The sequence below is a fragment of the Brevundimonas sp. genome, from assembly GCF_965278935.1.
In the GTDB taxonomy this organism is placed as follows: Bacteria; Pseudomonadota; Alphaproteobacteria; order Caulobacterales; family Caulobacteraceae; genus Brevundimonas.
Window position 1 is genome coordinate 3,202,563 of the sequence record NZ_OZ257124.1, and the last position, 18,280, is coordinate 3,220,842.

The following is an 18,280-nucleotide window of genomic DNA, read 5'->3' on the forward strand; positions in this document are numbered from 1 at the left end:
CGCATGCGGGCCGGTCCCTTGTGGTCGATCACATCGCCGGACAAGGCCGCCCTGGAAGGTCGGCAGCCTGATGGCCGACACGGTCCAGGCGCCAACCCTTCACCCTGCGACCTTCTGATCTCGGCCGAGAAAAAGCCGGCCGGGGTTGCCCCCGGCCGGCTCAGGCGTCCCGGTTGTGGCCGGGATCAGTACTGGATGCGGAGCGTCGCGCCGAAGGTGCGCGGTGCGCCGAGGAAGGCGTCGTAGGTCTGGGTGTCCAGGTTCCCGTTGTAGAAGGTCCCGGGGTTGGTGCCGGTCGTCTGCACGGTGCTCTGGAAGGCGGTGCCTTGCAGCGGGCCGTTGTAGCCGACCTGCAGATATTCCTCGTCGGTGAGGTTCTGGGCCCAGACTTCCAGGGTCCAGCGGTCGTCCTCGCTGCCGATCGAAATACGGCCGTTCACCGTCGAGAAGGCGTCCTGCAACTTGAACGGCAGCAGGTCCGAACCGGTGTTGTATTCCGTCATGTACTTGCCGGCCAGGCTGAAGCCGGCGCGCAGGCCATTGCCGAGGCTGCGGTCGAAGTTGACCGACAGCGACGCCGACCATTCCGGCGCGAACGACGGACGCGAACCAGGCAGCAGCGACGCGGCCGGGAAGTTGTTCGGATCGACCAGGTCGGCCGCAGTGAACACACCGTACTGCGCGTCGGTATAGGTCACGCCGCCCTGGAAGCTCAGACCCTCGACCGGAGTGAACCAGACCATGTCGGCGTCGACGCCGCGCGAGGTCAGCTCAGGGATCGGCTCGACGGTGAAGCCCACGCCGTTGAAGGTGTTGAGCTGGAAGTTCTCGAACGTCTGGTCGAAGTAGGTGGCGTTCAGCAGCAGGGTGCGTTCGACCAGGGTCATCTTCACCCCGGCTTCGTAGCTGTCGACATACTCCGACGGGAAGTACAGCGTCGTCACCGGCGTGATGGTGCCGGTACGGTGCACGCGGTCGAGGTTGTAGCCGAAGCTCTTGTAACCGCGAGCATACGACACGTAGCCGAGCACGGAGTCGTTCAGACGGTAGGACGCCTTGATCGTGCCGCTCAGCTCGCTGTCGTCGGTCGACTCGTTGATGGTGCGGTTGTTGAAGGCGCTGTTGGCGAAGGGCAGGCAAAGGGCGCCGAGGATACCGCCGACATTGGCGGCGCCGAGCCCCTGAGCGATGGCGCCGGCGTTCAGCTGGGCGGCCGTGCAGGTCGCGCCGTTGCCGTTCACGTTCTGCTGGCGAGCATCGAGCGACTTGTCATCCATCGTGTAGCGCAGGCCCACGGTGAGGTCGAAGGCGTCCGTGACGTGGAAGGTGTTGTTGGTGAACAGGGCGATCGAGGTCGATTCCTGATCGTAGGTGTCGGCATAACCCTGACCGAGGGTAAAGCCGGGGCCCGAACCGACCGCGGTCGGAACGGTGACATTGGCCCCACCCGGTCCGACCGGCAGTATGCCGGTGCCGCCGCTGGCGAGGCAGCCTAGCAGGCCTGCCGACGTTCCAGTCTGGCCCGTGCGAGTGAAGCAGCCGACGGCCCCACCGCTGACCGGGATGGAGGGGCTCGCGCGGTTCAGGTTCGCCGTCAGCAGCAGCGAGATGAACGGCGTATAGTCCGAACCGAAATACCAGCTGTCGCGGCGGTTGATGGTTTCCTTCGTGGCGAAGACGCCGACCAGCCAGTCCAGCTTGTCGGTGGCGCCCGCGAGGCGGAACTCCTGGGTCAGATTCTCGACGCCGTAACCGTTCTGACCGTCCTGGACCCGATAGGCGATATCGGCGCCCGTGTAGTCGATGTCCTGGCCGAGGTCGGTAGACCAGTCGCGGTACGAGGTCACAGAGGTCAGAGTCGCACCGCCGAACAGCGACGGCAGGTCGAAGTTGGCTTCCAGCGACACGCCCTTGTCTTCGATCTCCTGGCCGCTCGAGCGGTTGGCGTAGGCCATACGCGAGAAGGGCAGCAGGCCGCCGTTCGGCGCGGTCGCAACCGGCGGACGGGCACCGTTACCGTTGGACAGAGTGTCGATCGCCGGCTGGGTAGAGGACGAGCGGATCTGCACGCCTGTGCAGCAATACTCGTCCCGCGACGTGTAGTCGGCGATGAACCGGAACGACGTGCTGTCGTTCGGCAGCCACAGCAGCTGGCCGCGAACCGAACCGAAGTCCTGGTTCTGATCATCGGTTTCCGGACGCGGGCCGTCACCCGTATCGACGGTGTAGAACCCGTCGCGGACCCGGCGCGCGCCGTACAGGCGGAAGGCCAGGGTGTCAGAGATCGGACCGGTCACCGAACCTGATACACCCAGGGCGCCGTAGTTGCCGGCGGTGAACTCGGCATTGTAGCCCGGCGTGAACGACGGGGCTTCGGTGAGGATGTTGATGACGCCGGCCGAGGTGTTCTTGCCGAACAGGGTGCCTTGCGGACCCTTCAGCACTTCGATGCGGCTCAGTTCGCCCAGGTCGCCGAAGCCGACCGAGTTGCGCGAACGATAGACGCCGTCGATCACGACGCCGACCGAGCTTTCCAGACCGGGGTTGTCACCGACGGTTCCCACGCCGCGGATACGGGCGGTCGTCGAGGCTTCCGACGACGTCGAGGTGACGGTCATGCCGGGGGTCAGGATCTGCAGATCCTTGATGTCCTTGACGCCTGCGTCCGACAGGGTCTCCTGCGACAGGCTGGTGACCACGATCGGCACGTCCTGCAGGTTCTGCTCGCGCTTCTGGGCGGTGACGATGATGTCGTCGACCGTGGATTGCTGGCCGTCCTGGGCCGAGGCGACCCCGGCGAAGCCGAAGGCCACGGCGCCGACGACGGCGACGGACGCGGTGCAACGAAGAACTTGAGTAAGACGCATGGATGGCTCCCGGCTCATGGCCGGACGCCCCCTTCCCGGGGCGCGTCGCGGCGTTTCCTGATTCCCAACCCTTACTCTCTTGGCGGAGCGTCGGATTCTCGTGGGTTTTTCGTAGTCCAAGCCGCACTGTGGGACAAGGCGAAGGCTGGGCTCACGCCATGTTTCAGCCTTGCGACAGCGCCCTGTGTGACGCGAAAGCGACAGAATGTGATGACCTTAGGTCAATATTCGCGTCTTAAGATTCAGTAATCGACGCGGACGACGCCGTGGAACCTGACGCTCGCCTCGACGCGATCCAGAGAATGACCCCGCCCGACACGCCGGAGAGGACCGAGCCCAGGATTACACCCAGCTTGACCTCCACCTGCTCGGGCGAATCCACCGCGCCCGGAAACGCCAGTGCGCCGATGAACAGGCTCATGGTGAAACCGACCCCGCAAAGAAGAGAGACGCCGTAGACTTGCAGCCAGGTCGACTGACCGGGTTTCGCACCGAGCCCCAGACGCGTGACGAGCCAGGCGGCGGCGAACACGCCCAGCTGCTTGCCGACGAACAGCCCCGCCGCGACGCCGAGCACGAGCGGGGCCAGCAGCTGGTCCAGCGACAGCCCCGCGAACGACACCCCGGCCTTGGCGAAGGCGAACAAAGGCAGAACCAGATATGCCACATAGGGATGCAGGTCGTGCATCGCCTCCTTCAGCGGGCTCTGACCATCGGCGGCGCGGGGGCTCACCGGCACGATGCAGGCAAAGGCGACCGCGGCCAGCGAAGTGCTCAGGCCCGCCTGCACGCTCAGCCACCATACGGCGAGAAACCCCATCACCCAGAAGGGCGCGGGGATGCGCCGCCTCGACATCAGCGCGCCGAACCCCAGCAGCGCCCCGGCCCAGGCGAGGGGCGCCCACTCCACGCCCTCGCTGAACAGAACGGCGATCAGCCCGATGGCGCCGAGGTCGTCGACGATCGCCAGCGTCAGCAGAAAGACCCGCAGCGACGAGGGCAGCCCCCTGCCGACGAGGGCGAAGACGGCGAGCGCGAAGGCGATGTCCGTGGCCAGGGGGATCGGCCAGCCCTGATGCGGCCCCTGAAGACCTGCGGAGAACAGCAGATAGACCCCCGCCGGGGCCAGCATCCCGCCCAGGGCCGCCGCGACCGGGGTCACCAGCTTTTTCGGATCGCTGAGCTCGCCCTTGAGGATCTCGTATTTGATCTCCAGCCCGACCACGAGGAAGAACAGGGCCATCAGCCCTTCCTTGATCCACTCGGACACCGTCAGCTGCAGCGAAAGCGGCCCGGCCTGAAACAGGTGCTCGCTCTTCAGCCAGTAGAAATAGGCGTCCGACAGCGGCGAGTTGGCCACGATCAGCGCGGCGATCGCGGCCAGGCCGAGCACGGCGCCCGAGGCGGCCTCGGTCTTGAGGAAATCGAGTGTCCACTTGCGCGCCACGGCGGCCTCCGGTCTGGAAAGGTCTGTTCCGTGGCGTCCGGTTATCGACGGACGCCGGACCGGGTTCGTCACATCCACCTATCGAAAGGGTCGCGACGCCAGCCTGGCCGTGGGGCCTGATCTCTGCGGCGGAGGATAGCGGATGAGGCGGCGGCTTCAACCGTTTCCGCGCGGGAGGCGGTTGCGCAGGATCGCCCGAGGCTTCATCTGCCGTCCATGCCCGTCGGTCCCGCCTATCGCTCTGAACCCCGCTTCTTCGATCTTGGGGACGAGTATGGCGACGCCGTCGGCCCCGCCGACTTCCCGCAGACTATCCTCAGGGTCCGCAACGACCGCGCGGCCGCGACCGTCGGCCTCGACAGCCTGACCGACGCGGAATGGATCGCCCATTTCGGACGCTTCCAGCCCCTGCCCGGCCAGCCCGGACCGGTCGCCATGCGCTATCACGGGCACCAGTTCCGCACCTATAATCCCGACCTCGGCGACGGACGCGGCTTCCTCGCGGCGCAGATGAGGGCCCATGACGGCCGTCTACTGGACCTCGGCACAAAGGGTTCAGGCACGACGCCGTGGTCCCGCTCGGGAGACGGACGGCTGACGCTGAAGGGTGGCGTGCGCGAGGTGCTGGCCGCCGCCATGCTGGAGGCCCAGGGCGTTCCGACCAGCCGCGCCCTGTCGCTGATCGAGACCGGCGAGCACCTGGAACGCGGCGACGAACCCTCCCCGACCCGCTCGGCCGTCCTCGTCCGGCTGCAGCACAGCCACGTGCGCTTCGGGACCTTCCAGCGCGCCGCCTTCTTTGGCCGCACCGACCAGATCGAGACCCTGGTCGAGCATGTCCGCGCCCTCTACCACCCGGCCGTGGCCGAGGGAGACGCGCCCGGCCTGCTGGCCGCCATCGTCGCCGCCTCGGCCCGGCTGACGGCCCGCTGGATCGCCGCCGGTTTCGTCCACGGTGTCCTCAATACCGACAATCTGAATGTCACGGGCGAGAGCTTCGACTACGGCCCCTGGCGCTGGCTGCCCTCCTACGAGCCCGGCTTCACCGCCGCCTATTTCGACTCCACCGGCCTCTATGCCTTCGCCCGCCAGCCGGAGGCGGTGTTCTGGAACCTGACCCAGCTGGCCGGTTGTCTGAAGCTGGTCGCCGAGGTCGAACCTCTGACAGAGGCGCTCAACGGCTTCGGCCCCGCCTATATCCGCGAACTGCGCGCCGCCTTTCTCGACCGGCTCGGCGTGAAGAGCCTGGGCGAAGCCGCCGACCAGCGGCTGCTCGATACGACCCTGGCCCTGCTGCGCGAGAAGGGCGAAGCGATCCGTTGGGAGCCCCTGTTCCACGACTGGTTCGCCGGCTTTTCGTCCTCGGCCCGCGCCCTCACGGGCCCGCGCGCGACGGAATGGCAGGGCGAGGCCTTCGACGCCTTCCGCTTCGCCCTGTTCGAACACGAACCCGACCGGCCCGAAAGACTGGAAAGCCCGACCTTCGCCCGCCCCGAACCGGAGGAGATGCTGATCGAGGATGTCGAGACGATCTGGGCGGCGATCGACGGCGCCGACGACTGGTCTCCCCTGCACGAAAAGCTGTTGCGACTGGAGGCCGCCCGCGTCGCCCGAGCTTGAACCTTACGAAAGTTTCATATCGTTTATCGAGATATTTCTTGATTGATAAACGATGCGTCCATATCGACTATCGACATGGCCGCAAGGACGCGGCGGGGAGGGTTTCGATATGAAGTTGATCGGGCGTCGCTCGGTTGCCAGCGTGATGCGCTGGGTTCTCGGGTTCTTCAATGTGTTCATCGCCACAGGGACCGTACTGGTCGGACTGGCCTTTCTCGTTTCATTCTTCGTGCCGGATTTCGCCGCGGGGCTGTTCGACGGGCTGGCGGGCGCACCCGGCGATCCGGATCGTGCGATCCTTCTGACGGAGCGGTTCACCTGGGCCGCCGCCTTCGTCGCCGCAGCCAGCACCTGGTGGATCATCAACCGCCTGCGCCGGATTTTCCTGGCGGTGAATCAGGGGGACGCCTTCGAGCCCGCCAACGTGGGCCGTCTGCAAGGCGTCGGACTGGGACTGATCGGTGTTCAGCTCTCCGCAGCGATCATTGTCTTCTGCGGACCGCTGGCGGAGGGCGTGACCACACGCGACTACGACGCCGACCTCGGATCCTGGCTCGGCATCCTGATCGTCTTCATGCTCGCCGAGGTGTTCCGCCAGGGCTCCGCCATGCGCGACGACCAGCAGATGACGGTCTGAGGACGCCCCATGGCCATTCAAGTGCAACTGGACGCGATGCTGGTCGAACGCCGCATGTCTCTGACGGAACTCAGCGACCGGGTCGGGGTCACCATCGCCAACCTCTCCATCCTCAAGACGGGCAAGGCGCGCGCCATTCGCTTCTCCACCCTGGACGCCCTGTGTCGCGAACTGAACTGCCAGCCCGGCCAGCTGCTGGCCAATACGCCGGGGCCGCAGCCGCCCGGCGAAGGCGAGGAAGATTGAAGGAAAATCGCCCCGGCGTTCGCGCCGGGGCGATCTGCTTTCCGGTCCGGGAAGCCAGTCGGGTGGGCATTTCGGCCACGCGAAACAATAAGTCATCACCTGATGTCATCAATTGATGTCTACGGCTGATGACATCGGTGAACAGCTCTGCCATATCTCTCTTCAAGGCGGCGGTCCTTCCGGATTACCGACGTGTTTGAATACGGCCACGCTACCGCCCCGTAGCTACGGCACAGCTTCTTCATCACCTTCGGTTACGGTGTGGCTTGCGACCTCTTGCGGAACCCGAAGCTCGATCTGATCTAGTTACTGTTACCAATCCATCCGTCCTCCCCGACGAAACGAACGAACCGATGTCCACGACCTTCACCCCCGCCGCCGCTCCCGTCTCGGCCGCCCGCGCTCGCGCCGTGGCCGGCTACCGCAATCTGGCGCTCTGGACCCTCCAGGGCTGGGCCGCGATGTTCTTCTTCGCCGCCGGCTACGCCAAGCTGACCGAGCCGCTCGACAATCTGGTCGCCTTGATGAACTGGCCGGCGCTGGTCAGCGAGAACCTCGTGCGCGGCGTCGGCATCGTCGAGGTCGTCCTGGCGCTCGGCATGCTGGCTCCGCTGGTCTCGTGGAAGCTCGGTCGCTGGCCCCTGCTGATTTCGGCCGCCGGCCTGACGGTGATGGAAGTGATCATGCTGTCGGTGCACGCCTTCAGCTTCGACATCGGCCTGGCCCTGACCAACCTCGCCCTGATGGCCATCACGATCCCGGTTCTGCTGGGCCGCCGCTGATCCCCGCGCGCCGACAGCGTTCGGAACAGAATTTCACCTGATCCCAGTCGCGGGCCCACTTCGCTCGCCACAGGAACGGCCTGCCGCAGGAGACGCACGTCTTCTGCGGCAGATCGCGTTTGGCCGTCCCCGCGTCGTTCACGTGTTTGCGCGCCATGACGTCTAAAAGCTTCCCTTTACGTGCGCGTCAAGTTTGAGCTATGTCGGTGGCTATGGCGACCGCCGACGATCATCGCACCTATTCGATCCGCCAGCTCTGTCGGGAGTTCGGCGCGACCGCGCGCGCCCTCCGCTTCTATGAGGACAAGGGTCTCCTGACCCCCGCGCGCAAGGGCCAGACCCGGGTCTACGACGCCCGCGACCGCGCCCGGTTGAAGCTGATCCTGCGGGGACGCCGCATCGGTTTCACCCTGACCGAGATCCAGGAGATGCTAGATCTCTACGACCGCAACGACGGCAACACCCATCAGATGGCCATCGCCCTGGCGCGCCACCGCGCCCAGATCGAGGCCCTGAAGCAGCAGCGCGAAGACCTCGACGCCGCCATCGAGATGGCCGAGGAGGCCTGCGCGGCGATGGAATCCCGCCTGTCCGAACAGCGGCCCGACCTTCTGCCCGGCGCCGAGGAATACGCCTCGGTGCTGCGCCAGCACCTCGACCAACACGCCCATCATCCGTTCAAGCTGAGAGCCTGACCCCATGGCCTACAAGGCGCCCGTCCGCGACCTGACCTTCATCCTGAACGAAGTTCTGGAGATCGACCGCTACACGAACCAGCCGGGCTTCGAGGACATCTCCTCGGACCTCGTCGGCCAGATCCTGGAAGAAGGCGCGAAGTTCGCCGAGGAAGTCATCGCCCCGATCAACCACTCGGGCGACAAGGAGGGCTGCCACTGGGACAATGGCGTCGTGACCGGCCCCAAGGGCTGGAAGGAAGCCTATCAGGCTATGGTCGCGGCCGGCTGGCCCGCCCTGTCGGCGGATCCCGCTTACGGCGGCCAAGGCATGCCAGCCGTCGTCGGCATGGCCTTCGGACAGTTCACCGCCGGCGCCTCGGCCGCCTTCTCCATGTATCCGGGCCTGACCGCGGGCGCCTACGCCGGCATCCACGCCAACGCCTCGGACGAGTTGAAGACGAAATACCTGCCGAAGATGGCCACCGGTGAGTGGGGCGGGACCATGAACCTGACCGAGCCCCAGTGCGGCACCGACCTCGGCATGGTGCGCACCAAGGCCGTCCCCCAGGGCGACGGCACCTACAGGATCACCGGCCAGAAGATCTGGATCTCCGCCGGCGAGCACGACTTCGCCGACAACATCATCCACACCGTCCTCGCTCGCGTCGAAGGCGCGCCGGATGGCATCAAGGGCCTCAGCCTCTTCCTGGTGCCCAAGTTCATGGTCGGCGATGACGGCTCGATCGGCGAGCGCAACGGCGTCCAGTGCGCCGGGCTCGAACACAAGATGGGCATCCACGGCAACGCGACCTGCGTCATGTCCTACGACGACGCCACGGGCTGGCTGATCGGCGAGGAAGGCCGGGGCATGAACAACATGTTCGTGGTCATGAACGAGGCCCGCCTCGGAACCGGCCTGCAAGGCCTGGCCATCGGCGCCGCCGCCTATCAGGCCGCCGTCGAATTCGCCCACGACCGCCTCCAGGGCCGAAGCCTGACCGGACCAAAGAACCCGTCCGGCCCGGCCGATTCCATCATGGTCCACCCCGACGTCCGTCGCATGCTGCTGGAAGCCAAGGCCTTCGTCGAAGGCGGCCAGGCCTTCATCCTGTGGACCGCGCTCCAGGCCGACCTCGAGAAGTCCGCCGACGAGGCCACGGCCCAGAAAGCCAAGGACTACATGGGGCTGCTGACCCCGGTCCTCAAAGCCTATCTGACCGACAAGGGCTTCCACGTCGCCTCGCTCGGCATGCAGGTCCACGGCGGCTCCGGCTACACCGAGCATTTCCAGGCCAGCCAGTATCTGCGCGATGCCCGGATCACCATGATCTACGAGGGCACCAACGGCATCCAGGCGCTGGATCTGGTGGGCCGCAAACTGCCGTCGCAGGGTGGCCGCGCGATCATGAGCTGGTTCGCCGACATCGACGCCTTCGTGGGCGACAACGGCGCCGAAGGCCCGATCAAGCCCTTCGTCGACGGCCTCGCCGACTCCAAGAAGAAGCTGCAGGAAGCCACCATGTGGCTGATGCAGAACGGCATGGCCAACCCGGACAACGCCGCCGCCGCCTCGACCGACTACCTGCACCTGTTCGGCCTGACGGCCCTGGCCTACCTCTGGGCCCAGATGGCCAAGGCGGCGCAGGCCCAGATCGACGCCGGTTCGACCGACCCGTTCTACGTCACCAAGATGCAGACCGGCCGCTACTTCGTCGAACGCATCCTGCCCGACGCCGCCTCGCACCTGGTCAAGCTGAAGACCGGCGCCGAGGTGCTGATGCAGATGCCGGCCGAGGCGTTCTGAACCAATCGTCTCCTCCCTGTCGCGCAGCGATGGGGAGGTGGCGCGGCGCCTCTTCAGCGCCGTGACGGAGGGGTTCTTGGCCGCGAACGCCATCCAGCCCTCCTTCTAACCATCGCGGGGGCGGGAAGAACCCCTCCACCACTTCGTGGTCCCCTTCCCCATCTCGAGGGATGGGGAGGAGACAGAGAATGAACGTCATCGACACCCCCTCCCCCGACTTCATGCTGGAAGAGGACATCGTCATGTTCTCCGACAGCGTCGGCAAATGGATCGACGAACACGCCCCGCCCGAGGCCGTCCAGTCCTGGATCGCCAACTCCTCCGTCCCGCGCCAGCTTTGGAACGACGCCGGCGAAGCCGGCCTGCTCGGCCTCAGCATGCCCGAGGAAGACGGCGGCATGGGCGGCGACTATCGCCACGAGGTCGTCCTGATGCGCCAGCTCGGCTGGAAGGGCTCCGACCATTTCGGCATCTCGCTGCACAACGCGATCGTCATGCCCTACATCTGGCACTACGGCACCGAGGAGCAGAAGAAGCGCTGGCTCCCGCGTCTGGCCACCGGCGAACTGGTCGGCGCCATCGCCATGACCGAGCCGGGCGCGGGCTCGGACCTGCAAGGGGTGAAGACCACCGCCATCAAGTCCGGGAACGGCTATGTGGTGAACGGGTCGAAGACCTTCATCACAAACGGCCAGCTCGCCAACTTCATCGTCGTCGTGGCCAAAACGGACCCGACCCAGGGCTCGAAGGGCACGTCGCTGATCGTGGTCGAGACCGACGGCGCGGAAGGCTTCGAGCGCGGCCGCAACCTCCACAAGATCGGCATGGAGGGCAACGACACCTCCGAACTGTTCTTCAACGACGTCCATGTCCCGGCCGACAACGTGATCGGCGGCGAGGAGGGCCGCGGCTTCATCCAGCTGATGCAGCAACTGCCCCAGGAGCGGCTGAACATCGCCGTGCAGGGCGTCGCCGCCGCCGAGCGCGGCCTGCAGGAGACCCTAACTTACGTCAAACAGCGCAAGGCCTTCGGCAAGTCGGTGCTGGAGTTCCAGAACACCCAGTTCAAGCTCGCCGAGGTCAAGACCAAGCTGACCGTCGCCCGCGTCTTCGTCGACCACTGCATCGGCCTGCACCTCCAGGGCAAGCTCGACGCCGTGACCGCCTCGATGGCCAAATACTGGGTCACCGACATCCAGGGCGAGGTCCTGGACGAGATGCTCCAGCTGCACGGCGGCTATGGCTACATGAACGAATACCCGATCGCCCAACTCTACAAGGACGCCCGCGTCCAGCGCATCTACGGCGGCACCAACGAGATCATGAAGGTGCTGATCGCGCGTTCGCTGTAGGTCGCGCCTTGACCCTACGCCACTGCCTTTGTCATCCCCGATATCCGCTTCGCTTCGTCGGGGATGACAAGGTCGCACCGGCACGAAGCAGCGGCTATGAAGCAGCATGCGCAAAACCGCACCGCAAAGATTAGCCGAAAGAGAAGCTCGCGCCCGCCAGGAATTGCTCGACAGCCTGTTCGAACCCTGGATCGGACAGGCCGGCAATCCGGCAAGGCTGAACCGCCTCGACCTGGTCGATCCGCGGGACGAGGGCGACGTCGCCCTCGCGCTCAAGGCCGAGATCACAGGCCCTTTCACCGAGATGACGCGGGAAACCCAGACCCGCATCCGTGCCGCCCTGACCGTCCTGGCGAACGGCGACGGCGCCGAGTTCCGCGAATACTGGCTCGACCTGCGCGCCCCGTTTGGTTCGACCGAAGCCGAGGCCGACGCCATCTTCCCCGTCGTCGCGCGGACCTTCGGCGTGAGACTCCCGGACTCGCCGCCGGGTGGCTAGGATCGCCCGATGATCCGCCTTCACGTCACACCCGAACTCTCCCCCGGCGCTGCCATCGCACCCGCCCTCGACCAGTCCCGCTACCTGACCCAGGTCATGCGGTTGAAGCTCGGCGACGACCTGCTGATCTTCAACGGCCGCGACGGTGAATGGCGCGCGACCATCGCCGAGGTGCTGAAGAAGGGCGTCGTCCTGCGCGCCGAGGAACAGGTCCGGCCCCAGACGCTCGGCCCCGACCTCGATCTGATCGTCGCCGTGGTCAAGAAATCGCGCGTGGAGACCATCGTCGAGAAGGCCGCCGAACTGGGCGCCCGCCGGGTCCGCCTGGCCGTCACCCAGCGCACCAATGTCGAGCACGTCCGCCTCGACCGGCTCGACGCCATCGCCATCGAGGCCGCCGAACAGACCGGCCGCCTCGACGTGCCGACCATCGACGACCCTGCGAAGCTGGCCGCGATCCTCGACGGCTGGGACGTTTCACGCCGCCTGATGTTCTGCGACGAGACCGGCGGCGCGCCCGTCGCCTCCGCCGTTACCCAGCCCGGCCCCTGGGCCATCCTGATCGGCCCGGAAGGCGGCTTCTCGCCGGAAGAACGCGACCGCCTCCGCGCCCTGCCCTTCACCACCGCCGTGTCTCTGGGCCCCCGCATCCTGCGCGCCGACACCGCCGCGATCGCCGCCATGACCCTGTGGCAGGCCGCCGTCGGCGACTGGGAGCGCTGACCGGGAGGGCGCATAGCGCGCGCCTTCCCGGCTGGTCGGCGGCCTTCTTCGTGACCCGCTTCGTGCCGGTCCACCGCCATCGCGACGGCTGATCAGCGTCGCTTGTAGCGCGTCGCCGACAGGGTTTCCGACACGGCGCAGGCCTTGATGTCGATCCAGCCCTCCGCGCGCATGGCCGCGCGCACCGCGTTGTCGCCGAACACGGCCGCCTTGCCCTTTCCATGGACGATCCAGACCGGCGAGGGGGCCAGGGCCGCCACGGCCTCCATCGCCTCAGCCCGGTCGATCCGGGCGACGCCCTGGACGGCCCGGACGGCGCGACCCTTGCGATGCCTGACAGCGCGTCTTCCAGTTCGGCCCCGTCCAGCGTCCCGAACGTCCAGACCGCCATCCCGGGCGCCAGTCCCATCTTTTCCGCCAGGGTGGGCAGCGGTTTCTCCAGCATCGCCTTCCATTTCAGCGCTTCCCCGGCCCCCAGACCCAGCCGGAACGGCCCCTGCTCCGCCTGTCCGACCAGATCCCCGCCGTCGATCGTCAACGCCCGGATCGACCCGCGCGCGATGGTCAGACCGAGCGGACGGCGCAGGATGATCCCCTCGGCCTCCAGCAGGGCCTTCACCTTGCCGGATCGGCCCGCATAGCCCGCTTCGACGAACGCCTCTCTTCCCATCGCCTGCCCCCTTGAGACCTGTGGCAATGTCGCCCATCTAGCCGCCATGGGCCAGACGCCCGCCGGGGCTCCCATGACTGAAACCGCGCCGCTCACCTTCGACGACCTGGTCGGCGTCATGTCGCAGGGCTCCAAGCCCAAGTCCGAATGGCGCGTCGGCGCCGAGCACGAGAAGTTCGGCTTCGACAAATCGACCCTGCGTCGTCCGACCTACGAAGGCCCGAACGGCATTCTCGCCATGCTGACCGGCCTCCAGCGTTTCGGCTGGTCCCCGGTCGAGGAGGCCGGCCACGTCATCGCCCTGGAGCGCAAGAACTCCGAGGGCTACGCCGCCTCGATCTCGCTCGAGCCCGGCGGCCAGTTCGAACTTTCCGGCGCCCCGCTCCAGACCATCCACGACATCTGTTCGGAGACCGGCCAGCACCTGATGGAGGTGAAGATGGTCGCCGACGAGCTGAACCTCGGCTTCCTCGGCGCCGGTTTCGATCCGAAATGGACGCGCGAGGACGTGCCGGTAATGCCCAAGGGCCGCTACGACATCATGCGCGCCTATATGCCGAAGAAGGGCAATCTCGGCCTCGACATGATGCTGCGCACCTGCACCATCCAGGCCAACCTCGACTTCTCGGATGAAGCCGACATGGTCGCGAAATTCCGTACCAGCCTGGCCTTGCAGCCCATCGGCACGGCCCTGTTCGCCTGCAGTCCGTTCACGGAGGGTCGCCCGAACGGCTTCCTGTCGGCCCGCGCCAACGTCTGGACCGACACCGATCCCGACCGCACCGGCATGCTGAATTTCGTCTTCCAGGACGGCTTCGGCTTCGAGACCTATGCCAACTACGCCCTGGACACACCGATGTATTTCGCCAAACGCGGCGAGAAGTACGTCGATGCCTCGGGCCAGTCGTTCCGCGACTTCATGGACGGCAAGCTGCCCGCCCTGCCCGGCGAGCGGCCGTCGCTGAAGGACTGGGGCGATCACCTGACCACCCTGTTCCCCGAGGTCCGCCTCAAACAGTATCTGGAGATGCGCGGCTCGGATGGCGGCCCCTGGAGCCGCATCTGCGCACTGCCCGCGCTCTGGACCGGCATCTTCTACGACGCGCCGTCGCTGGCCGCCGCGTGGGACCTCTGCAAGGACTGGGACATCGAGGACCACGAGCGTCTGCGCCGCGACGTGACCCGTCTGGGCCTGCGCGCCGAGGTCGCCGGCCGCTCCGTCCGCGACATCGCCGTAGACATGGTCGCCATCGCCCGCGAGGGGCTCAAGAACCGCGCCAAATTCTCGGGCGGCATGGTCGACGAGCGCGGCTATCTGTCTGAGCTGGAAGACATCGCCGACACGGGCGTCACCCCGGCCGAACGGATGCTCGACCTCTACCACGGCGAGTGGAAGGGCGACGTCGACCGCATCTACCGCGACTTCGCCTACTGAGCTGTCGCCCGCTGGAACGGCCCCAACGCGTCGATGACGAGCTGGGTGTCCATGTATTCCGTCAGTTCAACGATCGCCCCGTCGCGGAACCGGTAGATCCAGCAATAGCTGTTGTCATAGCGCTTGCTGTCCACGGTCTCGGCGTCTCCACGGCACTGAACGGCCGCCCAGTCGCCATCGACGATGATCCGCTCGGGCGCGTTCCGGTAGGACTTGAAGCGCTGCATCAGAGGCCGCAGCAGATCTTTCCGAACCACGGACTTGCCGCGATAGGCGCCGGACCAGTCGGTGGTCCCGATCATGAACCAGGTGAAGTCCTCTGCCATGGCGTCGAGGAAGGCGCGGCTATCGCCCCGGCTCAGGCCTTCATGAACGGCGATCAGGGTCGCGCGGTTGGCATCGGTGCTCACGGGCGCACCGCCGCGTTGCACTGGGCGACCTCGGCCTCGGTCAGGGCGAGGTCATTACGCGCGTAGGCGGACACCGCTCCGACCCGGGCGACGAAGCGACGGCATTCGCGCATCAGCGGCTGGGTCACGCCGCCGCCGCCGCGACCGACGCACTGGCCGGCGGCGTCGCAACGCCAGACGTGGCCGTCAAGGGTCAGTGCGACCTCACGGGGCGTTGAAAGGGTGGCCGAGGTTCCGACAGGCGTCGCCGGCTGGGTGACGGCGAGAACGGCAGCGGCAAAAGTAACGAGAAGCATGGCGCTTCCTCCAGAGAGCTTCCAAATCCGGACCGGCCGTGCGAAAGTAACCGGTCGGTCACCGATAAGTGCATGATCGGTTACTTTTGGTCAATAGGCGGTTTGTGAGCAAGGGCGAGAACACCCGCGCGCGGATTCTGGACGAGGCCATGAATCAGGTCAGCGTTCGCGGCATGGCGGGCGTCAGCCTGGGCGACCTCGCGACGGCGCTCGGCCTGTCGAAAAGCGGCGTGCTCAAGCATTTCCAGTCGATGGAGGCGCTGCAGGACGCTCTCGTTGACTCCATGATCGCGCGTTTCACCGCCGCCATCTGGGCGCCCGCGGAGCCGCTGGAACCGGGCCGCGAACGGCTGGATGCGATTTTCGAACGCGATCTGGCCTGGACCGACGGAGAATCCGTCAAGGGCGGCTGCCCACTGACCGCGACGGCCATCGAACTGGACGACCAGCCCGGCCCCCTGCGCGACAAGCTGAAAGCGGCCCAGATTCGCTGGGCCCGTACCCTTCAGCGGGAGTTTCAGGTCCTGCGCCCCGACATCGACGAGGAGGCAGCGCGCACCATGGCCTTTCAGCTGAAGGGTATCATCCTCGCCTACAGCCATTCCCGGCGCATGCTCGACGACGAGGCCGCCCGCGCCCAGGCCAAGGCCGCCTGGCGCTCGCTGGTCGGCGCCGCCTGAACAGCAGAAAGCCCGCCGGGTCGCGGCGGGCTTTCGAAGTCTTCGGTGTGAGGCCTGGCCTAGTTCTTGGCTTGCTCGGCGCCGGTCGACACGGCCGAACCGGCGGCCGAGACGTCGCGGCCGACGCCCGAGATGGTGTTGCAGGCCGACACGGCCAGGGCGGCGGCGACCAGCGAGAGAGTGATGATCTTTTTCATGGTGAATGTCCCCAATGGTGAAGCTCCGATAACACCAAGCTTCGCCACGAGTTCCATCTTTGCGGCAAAGCTGCCGAGGTCGCCAAACCGTCGGGCGATCTGCTAGTCCGTTCGCCATGAGCCAGCCCGCCGGAACCGCCGCCCGCCGTCTTGTCGAGACCCTCGCGATCAACGGCGTGACGCGCGTCTTCTGCGTCCCGGGCGAGAGCTATCTGGCCGTCCTCGACGCCCTGGTCGACCACCCGGAGATCGAGGTCATCACCTGCCGCCACGAGGCCGGCGCCGCCAACATGGCCGAGGCCTACGGCAAGATGACGGGGAAGCCCGGCGTCTGCATGGTCACGCGCGGCCCCGGCGCGACCCACGCCTCGATCGGCGTGCACACGGCGCATCAGGACTCGACGCCGATGATCCTGTTCGTCGGCCAGATCGCTCTGAGCGACCGGGGCCGCGGCGCCTTCCAGGAGGTCGATTACCGCGAGGTCTTCGGCGGGCTCGCCAAATGGGCGACCGAGCTGGAAAGCCCGGAGCGCACCGTCGAGATCGTCGAACGCGCCTTCGCCACGGCCCAGCAGGGTCGCATGGGTCCGGTCGTCATCGCCCTGCCCGAGGACATCCTGCACGAACCCGGCGGCCCCGCCCCCGTTCGCGCCGTGACGCCCGCGAAAGGCGGCCTCGACCCCGCCTTCCTCGCCGATCTCGGCGAGCGTCTGTCGAAGGCCGAACGCCCCCTGCTGGTCCTCGGCGGCTCCGGCTGGACCGAAGAGGCCGCCGCCGCCATAGGCGACTGGTCCGAGCGTCTGGGCCTGCCCGTCGCCCTGTCGTTCCGCAGAAAGGACATCTTGTCCAACGACCGTCCGAACTACGCCGGAGACCTCGGCCTCGGCTGCAATCCGGAGCTGATGAAGCGGGCCCGCGACGCCGACCTGCTGATCGCGCTCGGCGCCCGGCTCGGCGAGAACCCGACCCAGGGCTACACCCTGTTCACCCGCGATCACACGGCAGACCGACTCGTCCACATCCACCCGTCGCCGGAAGAACTCGGCCGCGTCTGGGCGCCCCTGACCAGCGCCGTCGCCGACAACAGCCTCGCCGCCCACGCACTGGCGACGCTTGAGCCCGGCCGCACCTGGCACGACGCCGCCCGTGCCGCCCACGACCACTACCAGGCCTTCTCGACCCCCGTGCCGGTCACCGGCGCAGTGAACATGTCGGAATGCATGGCGCACCTCGGCGAGGTCCTGCCACCCAGCGCCGTGGTCACAAACGGGGCCGGCAATTTCGCCGCCTGGCTGCACCGTTTCTATCGCCACCGCGCCTGCCGCACCCAGCTGGGCCCGACCTCGGGGGCCATGGGCTATGGCTATCCCGCCGCGATCGCCGCCAAGTCCCTGCATCCCGAGAGGGAGGTCATCTGCGTCGCCGGCGACGGCGAGTTCCTGATGACCGGCCAGGAGATGGCCACCGCGGCCCAGTACGGGATCAATGTCGTCGTCATCGTCGTCGACAACGGCACGCTCGGCACCATCCGCATGCACCAGGAGGGCCACTACCCCGCCCGGGTCATCGCCACCGACCTGAAAAACCCCGACTTCGTCAAATACGCCGAGGCCTTCGGCGCCTTCGCCGTCCGCTGCGAGACCACCGCCGACTTCCCCGCCGCGCTGCAGGCCGCCCGCGACGCAGCGAAGGATCGCCCGGCGCTGGTGCATCTGATCACCTCGGCCGAGGACATCGCGCCCAACCGGACCATCACGGGGTTGAGGTCGAAGTAGCGTCCCTTCTCCCCTTGCGGGAGAAGGTGGCAGCCGAAGGCTGACGGATGAGGGGTCACACCGGCGGTCTGAGTTGGACGAGCGCAGGCCTTCGAGGTCAGCGTGACCCCTCATCCGACCTCGCTGCGCTCGGCCACCTTCTCCCGCAAGGGGGAGAAGGAAA

The 18,280-nt window shown here is 66.8% G+C and carries 19 protein-coding genes; 12 read left to right on the forward strand and 7 right to left on the reverse strand.

The genetic code is table 11. From position 1 onward, the window contains the following. Positions 1-185: 185 nt before the first annotated feature. Positions 186-2,867 carry a TonB-dependent receptor gene (locus ACQY68_RS15995; protein WP_428150705.1) on the reverse strand — a complete coding sequence of 894 codons (2,682 nt, stop codon included), beginning with the start codon at positions 2,865-2,867 and terminating at the stop codon, positions 186-188. Between the two features lie 235 nt (positions 2,868-3,102). Then, the gene (gene nhaA / locus ACQY68_RS16000) at positions 3,103-4,314 is read right to left on the reverse strand and encodes a Na+/H+ antiporter NhaA (RefSeq protein WP_428150707.1); all 1,212 of its coding nucleotides are present in this window, start codon (positions 4,312-4,314) and stop codon (positions 3,103-3,105) included. Between the two features lie 216 nt (positions 4,315-4,530). On the opposite strand from nhaA, the gene ACQY68_RS16005 reads away from it, so the two are divergent. The 4 genes from ACQY68_RS16005 to ACQY68_RS16020 all read left to right on the forward strand — a co-directional run bounded on the left by ACQY68_RS16005 (position 4,531) and on the right by ACQY68_RS16020 (position 7,599). Beyond that, entirely contained in the window at positions 4,531-5,934 is a 1,404-nt protein-coding gene (locus ACQY68_RS16005) for a protein adenylyltransferase SelO (RefSeq protein WP_428150708.1), read from the forward strand. Between the two features lie 109 nt (positions 5,935-6,043). Next, complete coding sequence (locus tag ACQY68_RS16010) at positions 6,044-6,571, forward strand: DUF2975 domain-containing protein (RefSeq protein ID WP_428150710.1); 528 nt, start codon at positions 6,044-6,046, stop codon at positions 6,569-6,571. Between the two features lie 9 nt (positions 6,572-6,580). Beyond that, the gene (locus tag ACQY68_RS16015) at positions 6,581-6,817 is read left to right on the forward strand and encodes a helix-turn-helix domain-containing protein (RefSeq protein WP_428150711.1); all 237 of its coding nucleotides are present in this window, start codon (positions 6,581-6,583) and stop codon (positions 6,815-6,817) included. 353 nt (positions 6,818-7,170) lie between these two features. Next, positions 7,171-7,599 carry a DoxX family protein gene (locus tag ACQY68_RS16020; protein WP_428150713.1) on the forward strand — a complete coding sequence of 143 codons (429 nt, stop codon included), beginning with the start codon at positions 7,171-7,173 and terminating at the stop codon, positions 7,597-7,599. Here the strand turns inward: ACQY68_RS16020 and ACQY68_RS16025 are convergent. Continuing rightward, positions 7,568-7,756 carry a DUF2256 domain-containing protein gene (locus ACQY68_RS16025; protein ID WP_428150714.1) on the reverse strand — a complete coding sequence of 63 codons (189 nt, stop codon included), beginning with the start codon at positions 7,754-7,756 and terminating at the stop codon, positions 7,568-7,570. The genes ACQY68_RS16020 and ACQY68_RS16025 overlap by 32 nt on opposite strands. 55 nt (positions 7,757-7,811) lie before the next feature. On the opposite strand from ACQY68_RS16025, the gene ACQY68_RS16030 reads away from it, so the two are divergent. From ACQY68_RS16030 to ACQY68_RS16050, 5 genes are all read left to right on the forward strand, one after another. Further along, positions 7,812-8,294: a MerR family transcriptional regulator gene (locus ACQY68_RS16030; protein WP_309627320.1), complete on the forward strand. Its 483-nt coding sequence runs from the start codon at positions 7,812-7,814 to the stop codon at positions 8,292-8,294. Positions 8,295-8,298: 4 nt separating this feature from the next. Next, on the forward strand, positions 8,299-10,080 hold the full coding sequence (locus ACQY68_RS16035) for an acyl-CoA dehydrogenase C-terminal domain-containing protein (protein ID WP_428150716.1): 1,782 nt from the start codon (positions 8,299-8,301) through the stop codon (positions 10,078-10,080). Positions 10,081-10,268: 188 nt separating this feature from the next. Then, positions 10,269-11,432: an acyl-CoA dehydrogenase family protein gene (locus ACQY68_RS16040; protein ID WP_428150718.1), complete on the forward strand. Its 1,164-nt coding sequence runs from the start codon at positions 10,269-10,271 to the stop codon at positions 11,430-11,432. A gap of 106 nt (positions 11,433-11,538) precedes the next feature. Then, complete coding sequence (locus ACQY68_RS16045; protein WP_428150719.1) at positions 11,539-11,931, forward strand: hypothetical protein; 393 nt, start codon at positions 11,539-11,541, stop codon at positions 11,929-11,931. A gap of 9 nt (positions 11,932-11,940) precedes the next feature. After that, positions 11,941-12,654 (forward strand): 16S rRNA (uracil(1498)-N(3))-methyltransferase, encoded by a 714-nt coding sequence (locus tag ACQY68_RS16050; RefSeq protein ID WP_428150720.1) that lies wholly within the window; start codon positions 11,941-11,943, stop codon positions 12,652-12,654. A gap of 92 nt (positions 12,655-12,746) precedes the next feature. Here the strand turns inward: ACQY68_RS16050 and ACQY68_RS16055 are convergent, their stop codons facing one another. After that, entirely contained in the window at positions 12,747-12,914 is a 168-nt protein-coding gene (locus ACQY68_RS16055) for a hypothetical protein (RefSeq protein ID WP_428150721.1), read from the reverse strand. Between the two features lie 483 nt (positions 12,915-13,397). On the opposite strand from ACQY68_RS16055, the gene ACQY68_RS16060 reads away from it, so the two are divergent. Next, entirely contained in the window at positions 13,398-14,759 is a 1,362-nt protein-coding gene (locus ACQY68_RS16060) for a glutamate--cysteine ligase (RefSeq protein WP_428150722.1), read from the forward strand. Here ACQY68_RS16060 and ACQY68_RS16065 read toward each other — a convergent pair. Continuing rightward, positions 14,753-15,169: a nuclear transport factor 2 family protein gene (locus tag ACQY68_RS16065; protein WP_428150723.1), complete on the reverse strand. Its 417-nt coding sequence runs from the start codon at positions 15,167-15,169 to the stop codon at positions 14,753-14,755. The two genes, ACQY68_RS16060 and ACQY68_RS16065, sit on opposite strands and share 7 nt — an antisense overlap. Then, complete coding sequence (locus tag ACQY68_RS16070; protein ID WP_428150725.1) at positions 15,166-15,465, reverse strand: CC_3452 family protein; 300 nt, start codon at positions 15,463-15,465, stop codon at positions 15,166-15,168. The genes ACQY68_RS16065 and ACQY68_RS16070 overlap by 4 nt, the downstream gene beginning before the upstream one ends. Positions 15,466-15,569: 104 nt before the next feature. On the opposite strand from ACQY68_RS16070, the gene ACQY68_RS16075 reads away from it, so the two are divergent. Then, positions 15,570-16,145 (forward strand): TetR/AcrR family transcriptional regulator, encoded by a 576-nt coding sequence (locus ACQY68_RS16075; RefSeq protein WP_428150726.1) that lies wholly within the window; start codon positions 15,570-15,572, stop codon positions 16,143-16,145. Positions 16,146-16,204: 59 nt separating this feature from the next. Here the strand turns inward: ACQY68_RS16075 and ACQY68_RS16080 are convergent, their stop codons facing one another. Next, complete coding sequence (locus tag ACQY68_RS16080) at positions 16,205-16,342, reverse strand: entericidin A/B family lipoprotein (RefSeq protein ID WP_428150727.1); 138 nt, start codon at positions 16,340-16,342, stop codon at positions 16,205-16,207. Positions 16,343-16,458: 116 nt separating this feature from the next. Here ACQY68_RS16080 and ACQY68_RS16085 point away from each other — a divergent pair, with 116 nt between their 5' ends. Further along, positions 16,459-18,117: a thiamine pyrophosphate-binding protein gene (locus ACQY68_RS16085; RefSeq protein ID WP_428150729.1), complete on the forward strand. Its 1,659-nt coding sequence runs from the start codon at positions 16,459-16,461 to the stop codon at positions 18,115-18,117. Positions 18,118-18,280: the final 163 nt, after the last annotated feature.

What these genes read in the sequence shown, in the direction of transcription:
- ACQY68_RS15995 (WP_428150705.1), bottom strand. Translation starts at nt 2,867, where the DNA reads ATGCGTCTTACTCAAGTTCTTCGTTGCACCGCGTCCGTCGCCGTCGTC.
- ACQY68_RS16005 (WP_428150708.1), top strand. Translation starts at nt 4,531, where the DNA reads ATGCCCGTCGGTCCCGCCTATCGCTCTGAACCCCGCTTCTTCGATCTT.
- ACQY68_RS16010 (WP_428150710.1), top strand. Translation starts at nt 6,044, where the DNA reads ATGAAGTTGATCGGGCGTCGCTCGGTTGCCAGCGTGATGCGCTGGGTT.
- ACQY68_RS16015 (WP_428150711.1), top strand. Translation starts at nt 6,581, where the DNA reads ATGGCCATTCAAGTGCAACTGGACGCGATGCTGGTCGAACGCCGCATG.
- ACQY68_RS16020 (WP_428150713.1), top strand. Translation starts at nt 7,171, where the DNA reads ATGTCCACGACCTTCACCCCCGCCGCCGCTCCCGTCTCGGCCGCCCGC.
- ACQY68_RS16025 (WP_428150714.1), bottom strand. Translation starts at nt 7,756, where the DNA reads ATGGCGCGCAAACACGTGAACGACGCGGGGACGGCCAAACGCGATCTG.
- ACQY68_RS16030 (WP_309627320.1), top strand. Translation starts at nt 7,812, where the DNA reads ATGGCGACCGCCGACGATCATCGCACCTATTCGATCCGCCAGCTCTGT.
- ACQY68_RS16035 (WP_428150716.1), top strand. Translation starts at nt 8,299, where the DNA reads ATGGCCTACAAGGCGCCCGTCCGCGACCTGACCTTCATCCTGAACGAA.
- ACQY68_RS16040 (WP_428150718.1), top strand. Translation starts at nt 10,269, where the DNA reads ATGAACGTCATCGACACCCCCTCCCCCGACTTCATGCTGGAAGAGGAC.
- ACQY68_RS16045 (WP_428150719.1), top strand. Translation starts at nt 11,539, where the DNA reads ATGCGCAAAACCGCACCGCAAAGATTAGCCGAAAGAGAAGCTCGCGCC.
- ACQY68_RS16050 (WP_428150720.1), top strand. Translation starts at nt 11,941, where the DNA reads ATGATCCGCCTTCACGTCACACCCGAACTCTCCCCCGGCGCTGCCATC.
- ACQY68_RS16060 (WP_428150722.1), top strand. Translation starts at nt 13,398, where the DNA reads ATGACTGAAACCGCGCCGCTCACCTTCGACGACCTGGTCGGCGTCATG.
- ACQY68_RS16070 (WP_428150725.1), bottom strand. Translation starts at nt 15,465, where the DNA reads ATGCTTCTCGTTACTTTTGCCGCTGCCGTTCTCGCCGTCACCCAGCCG.
- ACQY68_RS16080 (WP_428150727.1), bottom strand. Translation starts at nt 16,342, where the DNA reads ATGAAAAAGATCATCACTCTCTCGCTGGTCGCCGCCGCCCTGGCCGTG.
- ACQY68_RS16085 (WP_428150729.1), top strand. Translation starts at nt 16,459, where the DNA reads ATGAGCCAGCCCGCCGGAACCGCCGCCCGCCGTCTTGTCGAGACCCTC.